Source organism: Virgibacillus sp. GM2-2, from assembly GCF_055329585.1.
Genome location: NZ_JBUZWC010000005.1, coordinates 151,511 through 165,397, shown reverse-complemented (window position 1 = coordinate 165,397; position 13,887 = coordinate 151,511). Strand labels below are relative to the sequence as shown.

Here is a 13,887-nt window from a genome sequence, read left to right as displayed (position 1 = left end):
ACATTGGATAATATAAAGAAGATAATGTCATTATTTGAAACGGAGCGAAATAAAGAACAGGCTGTCCCAATGGAAAATTATATGAAAAACAATTTCCACTTCCTTGGAATTAAAACTCCCATGAGAACAAAGCTCATGCGTGCGTTTTATAAGGAAACTGGCATTTTAAAGGAAACTTTTCATCATGATTTTGTGCTAGATTTATGGTCCAAGGATGAACGTGAATATCAATACGCTGCACTTGATTATATTGGAAGGTCATTGAATAAGCTAGACAGTTCTGATATACAGCTGATGGAAGAATTAATTATTAAGAAATCGTGGTGGGATACAATAGACGGCATTGCACCACATGGTGTAGCAGAAATAGCTGCAGTAAGTCCTGAGGTTATTCCAAACACTATTGATAAATGGTCTACAAGTGAAAATATATGGTTACAACGATCCGCCATTCTTTTTCAATTGAAATCTAAAGAAAAGACCGATGAGACACTACTTTTCCGTTATATTCGACAAAATGCTGCTAGCAAGGAATTTTTTGTTCAAAAAGCTATCGGTTGGGCTCTTAGAGAGTATTCCAAGACAAATCCAACTTCTGTAAAACAATTTATTGATGAAAACGAACTAGCGAAATTGAGCATAAGAGAAGGAAGTAAATATATCTAAACCCGACTTACAATGAGTTGGGTTTTTTTGCGAGAAAATGGCTATGATAAATAATAGTATTTAAAAATGGGAGTACATAATTGTCATGAATATTGCTTTTTTAGCTTTAGAATTAGTAGTTGGATTCATCATCTTGTTTGTTTTAGTAAAGCTTATTGGTAAAAAGATTATTAATCAAATCACTCCCTTTACATTTATTGGCGCAATCGTATTAGGTGAGCTATTGGGTAACGCACTATATGATGAAAAAATTGGTGTAAGATACATTCTATTTTCCATGACATTATGGGCAATATTATTGTTTATCGTTGAGATATTAGGACAGAAATTTTTGCAGCTACGTAAAACGTTTGAGGGAAAACCTTCCGTTTTAATCGAAAATGGTGTTGTCAATCGAGATCAATTGAAAAAAAATCGAATGAATATCAATCAATTACAAAGCTTGCTCCGTCAATCGGAAACGTTCTCGATACGAGACGTTGCCTATTGCTATTTGGAAGCTAATGGATCGATTAGTTTATTAAAAAAGTCATCAAAACAAAAAGTACAACAAGAAGATCTAAAGCTACCGCCACAAGCTGTATATGTTCCTGTAACACTTATACGAGACGGAGATTTGCTTCGCGATGAATTAAAAGAAATGAATAAAGATGAAACTTGGTTAATGAATCAACTTCAACAAGAAGGAATAGATGACTATCGGAACGTTTTTATTGCTGAATGGTTGGAAGGAGACGGACTTTTAGTTCAAACTTTTGAACAAGTATCACGTTAATTTAATGCTTTACATTAGGATTGTATATCGTCATCGTTACTTTGTTTAAGACTTTTATATTTTACATCCCAATAATATATTCGTGGAAGTCCAAAGTATATCCAGTAATCATGTACTAATGATGTACTAACGAACAAAATCATCTGCCACTCTAAATCTTTCATCACAAAACCTCCTGTCATTAATTAGTTATATTAACGGATCAACTTGTCTAAGTACTTTAAAATGGGGGAATCAAATTGCCAGAGCTACCAGAAATGGAAACCTATAAAAAACTATTAAATCAACATGTAAGTGGAAAACCTGTCACAAACGTGCAGGTAATGCGAAGGAAATCGATCAATGTAGATTTGGATATTTTCATGAAAAACATTCTTAACAAAAAAATTGATTCCGTCGAGAGAAAAGCAAAACATTTACTTTTTCACTTGAGCGATGGTCAGGTATTGTTACTTCACCTGATGCTTGGTGGATGGATGTTTTACGGTACGAATGAAGAGAAGCCAGATCGCACCATTCAAGTGCAATTTTCTTTTGGTGATAAGCATCTCTATTTTATTGGACTACGATTAGGCTATCTTCACCTGTTACCCAATGGAAGGGTTGCAGAAGAATTAGCAGATTTAGGACCTGAGCCATTAAGTAGCAACTTTACACCTGATACATTTAATGAATTACTAAAGAATCGCAGAGGCAGACTAAAAACTACTCTCGTAGATCAATCTTTTCTCTCGGGAATTGGAAATTGTTATTCTGATGAAATAGCTTGGCATGCACAATTAATGCCAGAACGGAAAATGAACGATCTCACTGATGATGAAATAAAGCGATTATATCAGTCTATTCGGTTTGTTCTACAGCAAGCAATCCAATTCGGTGGTTATATGGACAACCCATTTTTTGTAGGAGATAACGTAACGGGCGGTTATGATCAACATAAATATGTATATGATGGGGAAGGGAAACAATGTAGACGATGTGGCACACCTATTATCAAAAAAGAAATTTCTTCAAGAAAAACATTTTATTGTAAAGGATGCCAGAAATAGTGGGAGGTGATTTCTATGATTATTGGCAGTCATGTATCCATAAGAGATGGCTATTTAGGAGCAGCAAAAAAAGCTGCATCAATGAATGCTTCGGCTTTTCAATATTTCCCGAAAAATCCACGAAGTTTAACGGTTAAAAAGTTTAATAAGGATGATACTCTTGCATGTAAAAATTTTTGTGAAACGAACAATATTAAATCCGTATCACATTCCCCATACCCTACAAATTTAACCCCGTTAAGTAACAGTAAAAAAGATCAGGTTGTTCAATCTCTGCTAAATGATTTGGAAATAACGGAAGAATGCGGTTCTATCGGAGTGGTGGTGCACTTTGGACGCTCAATAAGTAAAAAGGATCCCTTGGCAAGCTATCAACTTATGATTGAGGTATTAAATGAAGTGCTGAAAGAATGGAAGGGTGTATGCAAAATATTGCTAGAAAACAATGCTGGCAAACCGGGTACGATTGGTACTACCCTAGAGGAGTTAGTTCAGGTTAGAAACCTAAGTGATTTTCCTGAAAAAATTGGTTTTTGTTTTGATACGTGTCATGCCTTTGCTAGTGGATTATGGGATGGAGAAAACTGGGATGAAGTTGTTGAACTCGGTACGAAACTTGGTTATTTTGAAGAATTACATGTCATTCATTTAAATAACTCTAAATATGAAACTCGCTCTGGAAAAGATCGTCATGCAAATATTTTCAATAATGGTCACATAACGGAACAACAATTTGATAATTTAATTCAATCATCTGTGGTAGAAAGCATTCCGCTTATTTTAGAAACCCCTAAAGACTCAAGTTACGAAATAGAAATCAAATCAATACAACAAAAGTGGGGAGGAAAATAGACTGTTAAACGTCCATTTTTGCACCACTGTTTTTCCTTTGAATAATTTAAATTATAGACGTATATTTTCCAGAGAAATCTACGCGTGTGAGGAAGGGAATAAATGGGAAAATAGAGAGGAGAGCCTCTCTATTTTTAGTTAGGAAAAAGTTAGATTAACACATTGTTTAATATCTAAGTTTTAACAATACATCTCGAACTTCGCTATCTTCCATTATAGTATCTTTATATTTCCGTGTAATTTCAGTTAACGCAACATCATGGTAAAAAAACTCAGTAAAGAATTTAACCAATGGACGCGATTGCGTTCGGACGGCCTGCCACAATGTTTCTTCCATACCCGCAAATACGATCTCTTGTTCATCTACAATAAGAATCCGACTACGTTCTAATGTTTCATGATGTTTATCAGGAATTAGAGTAGAAACGGAAGAAATATGTGTAGATATTTCACCAATTGAATGTATGTTAACTTCGATTTCCTCATTGTATTTAGCTTCAAGAGTTGGTAGGTATGCGGTTATATCATCAGCCCATCCTGAAATGAAAATAGAATGTTTTGCTTGTTGTATGAGATTCACTATTAAGGATTGAATTGATTGATTGTCTTTTAACGTCCATACTCGATCATCTTTTGGAATTTCTTTAATTTGTGTATTCTTCAGTTCTTTAATCTTCATATCGAAGTCTACTGTCAGCTTTTTTATTATCAACTCAAGTGGTAGAGCAGTATAAAGGCGCTTTTTTCCAACGGTAGTTTCCAAAATTATACCTTTCTCTAGCATTCGGTGAATTACCTCATACACTTTTGATCGCGGAATCCCTGATCCCTTTACAATGTTTGTCGCATCTAAGGGATGGTCTACAGTTATAAGTGATTCGTACACTTGACTTTCATATTGGGTAAATCCAAATTTTTGAAGCACTATTTTTACTCCTTAATCAATTATTTATTTCTAATATAGCACAATTTAAAGACTACTAAAAATTCTCTTGCTTCATTCAAATGAAAAAGTTACTATTATAGTGGTAACATATTTGAAAGGAGTATCGTTTATGGATAAGCGCGTGTATTTACTAACAATTGTTTCTTTTATTGTAGGTATGGTTGAACTAATAATAGGTGGTATATTAGATTTAGTTGCTAATGATTTAAGGGTGAGTCTTGGACAAGCAGGATTTCTCATTACAATTTATTCACTAGTGTTTGCAATATCGGCACCAGTACTTTTATCTGTTACTTCAAAGATAGAAAGGAAACGTTTAACAATACTAGCTTTAATAGTGTTCTTTTTCGGGAATGTTTTGGCTATTATTAGTCAAAGTTACAGTATGTTATTAATCGCTCGAATTATATCAGCTGCAAGTGGTTCTTTACTCATTGTTTTATGTGTGACGATCGCCTCAAGTATTGTGTCTGAAAAATATCGTGCGAGGGCAATTGGAGTCGTCTTTATGGGGGTTAGCGGCTCTCTAGTATTAGGTGTACCAATTGGATTGATGCTAGGTAATTCATTCGGTTGGCGAGCTCCTTTTATCATGATAACTTTACTAACATTGTTATCAATCACAGGTGTTCATTTCTTTATGGAACGAATTGCTCCAAAGCCTTCAATACCTATTGCGCAACAGTTAAGAACGCTGAAAAATCGAAGAATATTTTTTGCGCAACTGACCACATTTTTATTTTTAGCAGGCCACCTAACCTTATATGCTTATCTGACACCATTTTTAAAGATGTCATTAGGATTAAATGGAACTTGGGTAAGTATTGTATATTTACTATTCGGCATTGCTGCAGTAGCAGGAGGGGGAGTAGGCGGTTTTCTAGCAGATCGTTTTGGCACAAAGTCTACTATTTTAGCTGTTGTTGTTGTGTTTGGTGCTTCCATTTTTGCGATTCCATATACAACTTTTGCCTTGCCGATATTCCTGTTCGTAATGGTTATATGGAGTATGCTTAGTTGGGCAATCACACCAGCCATGCAAAGTTTTCTGATAGAATCATCGCCCGAGACTGCGGATATTCAGCAAAGCTTGAATAACTCAGCGCTTCATTTTGGAATTGCTTTTGGTTCACTTGTTGGTGGTGTTGTGATCGAACAGGCAACTGTCGAACAAAATGCAACTGTTGGTGGAATGTTTATTATTTTAGCCCTCGCTACCGCTATACTGTCAGTGACAAAATCAGGCAGTCGAATAGTTTTACCATCTAGTAAATGATAAAAATAGTAAATGATTTTAAGAGATTCATCATTGACTTAATTTGCGCGTGATAATAGTATGATATTTAGAACATTAGAGAGGGAGGGGAATAAATGATGTCTCGGGTTGTGTTAGCTGTCAGGGAAGAACTTAAATTTATTATGTATTCAATGACAATTTTTGGAATTTCGGTTTCCCAAGGGACAAGTGTGTCCTTTTTTAAGACGAAATTAGCAAAGCTATTTCCAACTCGGGAAATCATTTACCCCTTATAGATGTGTGATTTTATATATTCACATAAATGTCATTCATGGTGAGATGAAAAATTTTTCTCCTCATTTAATCGACTTTGGGTAGACGTATTTCCCGAGGTCGATTATTTATTTTAAGGGAGACGTCATCATGAATAGAAATGTTATTTTACTGTACATTTATGTGTTTTTATCACAATTGTTTTTTGACCGTGCACTTTGGGTTCTTTACTTGGATGGGCATGGTATGTCAATGGGTGAAATAGGTGTTGTCGAAGCAGTCATGCATTTATCCATCGTATTATTTGAAGTACCTACTGGCATGATTGCTGATCTGTATGGCCGGAAAATCAGTTTAATTTTTGGTCTTACGTTAGGTGCCGTTTATGGAATGGCAATGTGGATTTTCGGAGGAAATCTTCTTATGGTTGCATTTGCTTTTGGCTCGATGGGGCTTGTGATGACATTCCAATCAGGTGCGCAAGAGGCTTTAGCTTATGAAAGTCTCGAAAAAAATGAAAAGAGCAAATACATTAAAGTAATTGGAACTTTTATGGCAATTGGACTGATAGCTGCTAGTTTAGCAAAATTTGCTGGTGGATGGTTAGCTGATCTTAGTTGGTCCTATGTATATGGTGGTATCGTCATCAGTCAAGTTTTAGCATTAGTACCAGTATTTTTGTTGAAAGAACCTAGAAGTGAAAAAAAGGGTAGTGAAACACTTAGAAAAAAGGTGGATTACACCATGGAAAGAACAGTTTAAGAAAGGGTTAACAGTATGGAAGCAGATACCAGATATTAGAACTCCAATCTTGTTAATGACTGTTCTTAATACGATATTAATTCTTTTAACCTTTTACGGTCAAGATTACTATAGTCACATGGGGTATGATACGTTTGAAATTGGGGTTATTTTTACTATAGAAGGATTGTTAGCTGCGGCTGTTGCAAAAGGGGTTCACTTGGTTGAACGTAGAATGAGCTTCCCTAACGTGTTAGACATCATCTATGTTACCAGTACATTATTATTTATAATATTTATCTTTACAATGAATTTTATTGCAGTAGCTTCATTTATTATCATGAGTTTAGCATTACTATTATTAGAAGTAATGTTTTCAAATTTTATACAAAGCAAGCTTTCAGATGGCATTCGCGCAACATTTTTTTCCATGATCAGTTTAATTAGTAGTTTTGCAGTAATACTAGCTTTTCCTTTGTTTGGATTAATGGTAGATCTGACTAATTACAGAACGAGTTTTTTGCTACTACTAGTTATGATGACTTTGGTAGGTATCACTTCATATGTTAAACATCGTTATCGTTAGTGACTGACTCAATAGAGTCCGTCTTTTCTTTTTTGACCAATTCTGTATAATTAATCTTACATAAATAGAAGGAGGATTTTGACATGCAAAAAAACGTAACATTTTTTTCAAACCAACAAGTAGGGGTGAAAAATCGAATAGGTAGGTAAACGAAATATTCCTTATTGCTTCACTCTTGCTTGTTTATTCATGTAATAAGCAAAAAGCAGGAGGATAAAAAATTGAAAAAAGGTACATTAGCTTCACATAATATTCGGGTTTTATTTTGGGCAGAATTGTTTGGAAGTGTTCGATTTTTACAACCAGTACTTGCGTTGTTTTATTTTGCGCGCGGATTAGATGAATCAACTATACTTTGGATATTACTCTTTTGGAGTACCGGTGTATTAATCGGAGAAATTCCGACTGGTATGTTTGCAGATCGTTATGGTGCAAAGCTATCATTTATAATTGGTACAATTTTAAGTCTAGTTAGTCATGGTATGCTTATTTGGGCGTATGACCCATGGATATTCTTTGCAAGTAGCTTTTTGAGTGGTTTCGCCGTTACATTTTTCAGCGGTGCTGATGAGGCATTGATCTATGAGTCTTTAAAAGAGTCTAAAGAAGAAAATAAGATGGATAAAGCACTTGGAGTAATTCAATCTGCCCAATTTGCTATAATGGTGTTTGTACTAGTGATGGGGGCTATTATTGCAAAAGATTTAAACGATAGTCAGTTTGTTTTACTTATTTCGTTAGGGGTAGTATTCCAATCCATTCAGATTGTTTTACTGTTTTTTATAAATAATCCAACAGCGTATGGAAACTATCGTGAAAAGCCTTTTAAACAAATCAAAGAAGGGGCTCTTGCAATTAAAAGTACACCGCAGGTTTTGTGGATGTTCTTAAACATTACGTTAGTGTTTATTCCAACTGCTGCGATATTTGATAACTTTAATGATAAATTGCTAAATGAAGCTGGATTACCGGTCTACCTAATTGGTGTTATATTAGCCGGTTTATCTATCCTTAGCTTTTTTGTGTCAAGGTCAATCGGGTGGCTTACATCGCGAATCTCTAGGATAACTTTTTTATATGTAACTGGAGGATTAGGTGTGGTCGGGTTGGTCCTTGTTGCTTTTTACCGAGATACACTTTGGATTTTGCTTGTTGTCATGATAATGCTCAGGTTTGTTCGGACAGTACGCTATCCAGTATATGCTCAGCTGGCTAACGATGTAATTCCATCCCATGTTCGAGCTACAACAATTTCGTTATTATCGATAATTGATTCGGTTTGCGATCTGATTATTTTCAGTAGTATAGCAGGAATAGCGGTATATGGTTTTGATGAATTATTTATAGCAGCTGCAGCTATAGCATTAATCGGAAGTGTCTTGCCGATAAAACCTATCAAGACGAGAAAATAAACTTAAATTGGGTAAAGAGATTGGGATATAACTAGTCCTATCATTTGAAATGAGGAACAATGATCCATATTAGCTCCGAAAATATACGTATACTCCTTGAAAAAGAAAATCGCTTTTTCTGCGTGCGATGCTTTTTCAGGGAAGCTTTCCTTGTCCTGCGGGAAGTAAGAAATCGGCGAGACCCCGCAGGTCGGTTATGAAAAGCGGAGGCTCGATACTCGCCCACGGAAAGCGCGGTAGATTCAAGATGCGATGATAGATCCACATATTTTATACTACAATTAACTTTTTTAGTGGCCAGTGCGAAAGCGCCCGGATGCTCACAAGCCACCTAAGGTGCGCGAAGTATATTTCCGGAGCTGTTTTTTTTCATCAATTTATATAATAGATCCAATTTGCTTTGATAAAATAGTTTTGTCCAGCCTTTTTATGTATAGGAAATAAATTTAAAGCTGAAGATCACACTTCCCACAAGTCCGAGGTGATGGTATAATGAATACAAACATATGTTCGTTACACTGAGTGTAGGGGGGTGTATTTATTGTGGAAATTCAAAATAGGAATCTTAAAAAACGTATCCTTAGTGATGAACAAGTAATAAAGTTATATGATGAAGGCTTTAGTACAACAGAAATTGCAGAACAAGCAAATGTTTCCGCAAGATATATTCGCCTTGTATTACAAAAGAATAATATTCAAAAAAGACCATTTGGTAGTTGGAAACGAAGATATAACGTAAATGAAGATTATTTTAAAACTTGGTCTAATAACATGGCCTATATTTTAGGTTTTTTCGTGGCGGATGGAATGGTTGTTGGTAACGCACAGACAGTTAGTTTTGCACAAAAAGAAAAATACATATTAGAAGATATTAAAAAGGAAATTAAATCTAATCATCCAATTATCAAAAATGAAAAAACTGGCGTGCATATACTAAACATTGGCAGTAAGGTTATGAGAAATGACTTAATTGAAATTCATGGAATTATGCCGAATAAGTCCCATCAAATTACTTTTCCAAATGTTCCTGAACAATATTTGAGCCATTTTATTCGGGGGTATTTTGATGGAGATGGGTATGTTAAATATCCGAAATATTTTATTTCCTTTGTAGGCGGATCAAAATCATTTATGCTTTCGCTTAAAAATATAATTGAAAAACAAGGATTCGAAACAAATTTCACTAGCCATAACACATATTTCAGAGTATATGTTAGTGGTAGGAAAACAATAAAATTATTTTCAGATTGGATTTATAAAAACAAAGGTCTTTATCTACGTAGAAAATATGATGCATTTCAAATGGAAAAACTACCTGTAGAACTTATAACAGACAAAAAGCAAAAAAATCATAGAAACGCAATTAATAAACGAAAAACAATGTTTTTAGATTTATTTAATTTTCTTAACAATCAACAAGAAACTCAGAAGTTATTGAACTTAAAAGAAAGCCTGATAAATGACTGGATAAGAGATGATACAAGGTTTAGAAAGAAGTACAATGAAATTAAGAAGAAATTGTAAAGAGAGGAAGTGATATCGCTTCCTCCATTAATTTTATTTTCGAGTAGACATAATATTTCTTATGGGAAGTTGTATTAGAATATTACTTTATGCGTCTCATTATAAAGTATACTTGTGTTATTGAGACAAAATAAAAAAATCGCATGTTTAATTTATAAAAACATGCGATTTTTTGTTTACTTACCAGTATAACTTGCCGTTGGTCTAAAAATGGTATTGTCTAGGGATTGTTCGATTGCATGTGCACACCAGCCAACTATTCTACTTGAACTAAATAAAGCTGTAAACAATGATGGATCAATGTGTAGTGATTTCATAATCGCTGCTGCATAATACTCCACATTTGTATATAATTTATGATCTGGTTTTAGCTTTTTTAATATTTCAACGGCTTCTGATTCTGTTTGTAGTGCCAAATCAATCCATTCTGGTTTTATTTCTAAACTTAAAATTAGTTCTTTTAAAGCCACTGCTCGTGGGTCAACAGTTTTATATACACGATGTCCAAATCCCATAATTCTTTCTTTATTTTCTAGTTTTTTGTGAATTACTTCACTAATTTTATCTTTTGTTTCAATCTCATCTAACAACTCGATAACACCAGATGGTGCACCACCGTGCAATGGTCCTTTCATTGTACCAAGCGCACTTGTAACAGCTGAAATTAGGTCACTTTCGGTAGATTTAGTCACTCTTGCTGAAAAAGTTGATGCGTTTAGACCATGTTCCATTGTCATAATCATATATGCTTCAAGCATTTTCGCATGTTCTGGTTCTTTTTTTCCCGTAATCATATAAAGAAAATTTTCTACATGATTTAATTTATGATTTGGTTTAATTATTGATTGATTTTGTAATTTTCTATAACAATAGGAAACTATAGTTGGAAGTACGGATATTAATTGAGTTGCAGTTTCATACATATCATTTGCCTTAACAGTAAGAGCCGAAATAGCAGTTCGCAATACATCCATCATCGGTGTATTAATCGGTAAAGAGTCAATAATTTGCAGTAAATATTCCGGCATATGACGATATCGCTGTAATTCCCCATTAAATGTATTAAATTCATCAGTTGTTGGGAAAGACCCGTGCAATAAGAAAAATGCAACCTCCTCAAAACTATACGATTGAACGATTTGTTGAATCGTTATTCCGCGATACGTTAAAATTCCATTATCCCCATCAATTTTACTTAGTCCCGTTTTAACCGCTACAATCCCCTTTAAACCTGGTTGATACATTGTAAACTCCCCTTCCCTTTCGTATATATTAATAGTAGCGCACCATTTAGATTATTAAAATTTAATGTTTTTTAGTATTATAATAAATAATACTTATTAATGAGGTGTGAAAATGGACATGCAATCATTACAAACATTTATTTTGGCTGCAGAATATGAAAATTTTCGAATCGTTTCAGAGAAAATGTACATCACCCAGCCCGCTGTCACTTTTCAAATTAGGCGACTGGAGAAAGAATTAGGTACAAAATTGTTTTCGAAGCATGGAAGAAATATTGCGTTATCAGAGTTTGGAAGGCTTTTCTATATGGAGGCAAAAGAGATAATTTTACAATATGAAACAAGTATGAATAAAGTAAATCGATATCAACAAGGCTATGAAAAATCCATAAGAGTTGCCATTTCCCCATTGCTAGCAGACACAATATTGCCTAGCATTTTACGTGAATATACTGATTCTTACCCAACTGTAGAAATGTCCATTCAAATCCATGATTCTCAACAAATTTCAGAAATGATTGAAACTGGAGAGGTTGACATTGGATTATCCTGTTTACCTGGTTCAAGTTTACTTAAGTCTATCAAATTCCATGAAGAGTCGGTCAGCCTAGTTAGCAGTCATGACGGGTATGATGCTGAGTCTGGACCTATTATTGATGCGCATGAACTACTTGAAAGCAATATTATTTTCTCGGATAATCATCCTTCATATTGGCATTCCATTAAACAACAGCTAAAAAAAGAACTAAATTCGTATAGATTGATGAAAGTTAATCAATCACATATTAGTAAGCGATTTGTTCTAGAAGGGATTGGGGTAAGTTTTTTGCCGAAATCTATTATAAATCGGGAAATAATTGAAGGAAGATTACTAGAAATACCTGTTCCCTTTATGGATATTCCTAAAGCGAGTATGTACATTTTAATGAAATATGAACATCAACTAGAAAGCGATTTTGTAAAATTTGTTTCAAAATATCATTTTGGGTAATCAAAAAGCAACTAAGTTTTTAGCTGCTTTTTTACTCATTTTCTACTTTATTTAATGGTCTATCCGCTGGCCCTTCCACCACTTCTCCAGTATAGGAGAACCGTGATCCGTGACATGGACAATCCCATGTTCGGTCACCAGAATTCCATTCGACTTCACAACCTAAATGCGTACATGTTGTGTCAACCATGTGAAGATTGTTTTTTTCATCTTTATAAACACCTGTTCTTTTTCCATTAATACGCGTAACAGTTGCCTGGTCAGATAAAAGATCATCAACCAAATCATCTGTGTTATCTAATTTTCCTTTGACCATATGTTTTGCTACATCAGCGTTTATGCTTGTAAATTTTCTAACAGCTGGATCCATCTGTAAACGTGAAGGTGAATATAAATCTTGAAATTCACTTTTACCATTCAAAATGATATCACTTATCATTTTTGCTGCAAGTGTACCATTCGTCATGCCCCATTTCCGATACCCAGTCGCCACAAAAACAGCTTGCTGTTTTTTTGTAATCGGACCTATATATGGAACTTTGTCCAATGTAGTGAGATCCTGAGCAGACCAACGATATGGATAATCCGTTATCCCAAATTGCTTTTCGGCGAAATTTTCTAGCGCTTTGTAATGCTCCATTGTCGGTTTACCTTGACCAGTTTTGTGATTTTCACCACTAATCAGCCATAATTCTTTATCGTCTATCATCGTTGAGCGAATTGATCGTGTTGGTGTCTCAGCATTGATATACATTCCACCCGGATAGGCTTTCTCTGACTTCATCGCGACAACATACGCGCGATTAGCATACATTCTTGTGGGATAAAAACCTTGGCCGTCATAAAATGGATAATGTGAAGCTTGAATAACATATCGGCAATTTACACGATGACCATCGCGCGTAATTATAGAAGGATGTTTATTATATTCCACATCAACTGCCGTGGTTTGCTCATATAGTTTAGCACCATGATTCAAACTTTCTTCAACCAAGACATTTAGATATTTTAACGGATGAAATTGAGCTTGGTTTTTCATGACTAACGCCGATTTTATTGGGACATCTAAAGGCATATTTTTTGTTAACTCGCTCGAAATTTTCAACTTATCATAAGCTTTCTTTTCCGCAACTAGCTTTTGTAAATAAGTATCAGAATTGGTAAAGAGATACGCATCTTCCTGGCTGAAATCACAGGAAATATTATGATCATTTATCGCAGATTGAATAAAATCAATTGCGTCTGTACTCGCTTGATAATACATGGAAGATTTTTCTACACCAAAATGCTCAATCAATTCATTATAAATTAATCCGTGTTGAGCTGTTATTTTTGCGGTTGTGTGCCCAGTAGTTCCGTTTAGAATAGCACCTGAATCCAATAAAACAACTTTTACATTTTGTTGAGCTAGTATGTATGCTGCAGTAATTCCAGTTATTCCAGCTCCAACAATGCCTACATCCGCTTCAATTGATGTCTCAAGTTTTGGAAAAGATTTTAATTTAACTGATTCCCGCCAATATGGTTCAGGAAAGTGAGGTCTTTGTTGATCTGTCATTAATAAATAACTCCTTCATTCATACAGTTATCA

14 protein-coding genes are annotated in these 13,887 nt (G+C 34.6%); 10 read left to right on the top strand and 4 right to left on the bottom strand.

Annotation, left to right across the window (positions count from 1 at the left end; translation table 11 throughout):
- Positions 1–3 precede the first annotated feature (3 nt).
- Positions 4–666, top strand: a complete 663-nt coding sequence (locus tag ACY9Z2_RS08515) for a DNA alkylation repair protein (RefSeq protein WP_463609199.1) — start codon at positions 4–6, stop codon at positions 664–666.
- A gap of 85 nt (positions 667–751) precedes the next feature.
- Entirely contained in the window at positions 752–1,441 is a 690-nt protein-coding gene (locus ACY9Z2_RS08510) for a DUF421 domain-containing protein (protein ID WP_463609198.1), read from the top strand.
- A gap of 14 nt (positions 1,442–1,455) precedes the next feature.
- Here ACY9Z2_RS08510 and ACY9Z2_RS08505 read toward each other — a convergent pair whose 3' ends face one another.
- Positions 1,456–1,605 (bottom strand): hypothetical protein, encoded by a 150-nt coding sequence (locus ACY9Z2_RS08505; protein WP_463609197.1) that lies wholly within the window; start codon positions 1,603–1,605, stop codon positions 1,456–1,458.
- Between the two features lie 75 nt (positions 1,606–1,680).
- On the opposite strand from ACY9Z2_RS08505, the gene mutM reads away from it, so the two are divergent.
- The gene (gene mutM / locus ACY9Z2_RS08500; RefSeq protein WP_463609196.1) at positions 1,681–2,490 is read left to right on the top strand and encodes a bifunctional DNA-formamidopyrimidine glycosylase/DNA-(apurinic or apyrimidinic site) lyase; all 810 of its coding nucleotides are present in this window, start codon (positions 1,681–1,683) and stop codon (positions 2,488–2,490) included.
- 15 nt (positions 2,491–2,505) lie between these two features.
- Complete coding sequence (locus ACY9Z2_RS08495) at positions 2,506–3,342, top strand: deoxyribonuclease IV (protein WP_463609195.1); 837 nt, start codon at positions 2,506–2,508, stop codon at positions 3,340–3,342.
- Positions 3,343–3,508: 166 nt separating this feature from the next.
- Here the strand turns inward: ACY9Z2_RS08495 and ACY9Z2_RS08490 are convergent, their stop codons facing one another.
- The gene (locus ACY9Z2_RS08490; protein WP_463609194.1) at positions 3,509–4,267 is read right to left on the bottom strand and encodes a TrmB family transcriptional regulator; all 759 of its coding nucleotides are present in this window, start codon (positions 4,265–4,267) and stop codon (positions 3,509–3,511) included.
- Between the two features lie 130 nt (positions 4,268–4,397).
- On the opposite strand from ACY9Z2_RS08490, the gene ACY9Z2_RS08485 reads away from it, so the two are divergent.
- From ACY9Z2_RS08485 to ACY9Z2_RS08465, 5 genes are all read left to right on the top strand, one after another.
- Positions 4,398–5,564, top strand: a complete 1,167-nt coding sequence (locus ACY9Z2_RS08485) for an MFS transporter (protein ID WP_463609193.1) — start codon at positions 4,398–4,400, stop codon at positions 5,562–5,564.
- A 384-nt stretch (positions 5,565–5,948) separates the two neighbouring features.
- A complete protein-coding gene (locus tag ACY9Z2_RS08480; RefSeq protein ID WP_463609192.1) occupies positions 5,949–6,560 on the top strand; it encodes an MFS transporter in 612 nt (203 codons plus the stop codon).
- A complete protein-coding gene (locus ACY9Z2_RS08475) occupies positions 6,511–7,125 on the top strand; it encodes an MFS transporter (RefSeq protein ID WP_463609191.1) in 615 nt (204 codons plus the stop codon). The genes ACY9Z2_RS08480 and ACY9Z2_RS08475 overlap by 50 nt, the downstream gene beginning before the upstream one ends.
- 221 nt (positions 7,126–7,346) lie before the next feature.
- Positions 7,347–8,537 carry an MFS transporter gene (locus ACY9Z2_RS08470; protein WP_463609190.1) on the top strand — a complete coding sequence of 397 codons (1,191 nt, stop codon included), beginning with the start codon at positions 7,347–7,349 and terminating at the stop codon, positions 8,535–8,537.
- 543 nt (positions 8,538–9,080) lie between these two features.
- Positions 9,081–10,061, top strand: coding sequence for a helix-turn-helix domain-containing protein (locus tag ACY9Z2_RS08465; protein ID WP_463609189.1), 981 nt, complete (start codon positions 9,081–9,083; stop codon positions 10,059–10,061).
- 176 nt (positions 10,062–10,237) lie between these two features.
- Here the strand turns inward: ACY9Z2_RS08465 and ACY9Z2_RS08460 are convergent, their stop codons facing one another.
- On the bottom strand, positions 10,238–11,305 hold the full coding sequence (locus ACY9Z2_RS08460) for a citrate/2-methylcitrate synthase (RefSeq protein ID WP_463609188.1): 1,068 nt from the start codon (positions 11,303–11,305) through the stop codon (positions 10,238–10,240).
- Between the two features lie 112 nt (positions 11,306–11,417).
- On the opposite strand from ACY9Z2_RS08460, the gene ACY9Z2_RS08455 reads away from it, so the two are divergent.
- Positions 11,418–12,296 (top strand): LysR family transcriptional regulator, encoded by an 879-nt coding sequence (locus ACY9Z2_RS08455; RefSeq protein ID WP_463609187.1) that lies wholly within the window; start codon positions 11,418–11,420, stop codon positions 12,294–12,296.
- A 31-nt stretch (positions 12,297–12,327) separates the two neighbouring features.
- On the opposite strand, the gene ACY9Z2_RS08450 is transcribed toward ACY9Z2_RS08455, so the two are convergent.
- Positions 12,328–13,854: an FAD-dependent oxidoreductase gene (locus ACY9Z2_RS08450; RefSeq protein WP_463609186.1), complete on the bottom strand. Its 1,527-nt coding sequence runs from the start codon at positions 13,852–13,854 to the stop codon at positions 12,328–12,330.
- Positions 13,855–13,887 lie beyond the last annotated feature (33 nt).

Bases quoted from the DNA above. Each gene is read 5' to 3' on its own strand.
- ACY9Z2_RS08510 (WP_463609198.1), top strand. From the start codon at position 752: ATGAATATTGCTTTTTTAGCTTTAGAATTAGTAGTTGGATTCATCATC.
- ACY9Z2_RS08505 (WP_463609197.1), bottom strand. From the start codon at position 1,605: ATGAAAGATTTAGAGTGGCAGATGATTTTGTTCGTTAGTACATCATTA.
- ACY9Z2_RS08495 (WP_463609195.1), top strand. From the start codon at position 2,506: ATGATTATTGGCAGTCATGTATCCATAAGAGATGGCTATTTAGGAGCA.
- ACY9Z2_RS08485 (WP_463609193.1), top strand. From the start codon at position 4,398: ATGGATAAGCGCGTGTATTTACTAACAATTGTTTCTTTTATTGTAGGT.
- ACY9Z2_RS08480 (WP_463609192.1), top strand. From the start codon at position 5,949: ATGAATAGAAATGTTATTTTACTGTACATTTATGTGTTTTTATCACAA.
- ACY9Z2_RS08460 (WP_463609188.1), bottom strand. From the start codon at position 11,305: ATGTATCAACCAGGTTTAAAGGGGATTGTAGCGGTTAAAACGGGACTA.
- ACY9Z2_RS08455 (WP_463609187.1), top strand. From the start codon at position 11,418: ATGGACATGCAATCATTACAAACATTTATTTTGGCTGCAGAATATGAA.
- ACY9Z2_RS08450 (WP_463609186.1), bottom strand. From the start codon at position 13,854: ATGACAGATCAACAAAGACCTCACTTTCCTGAACCATATTGGCGGGAA.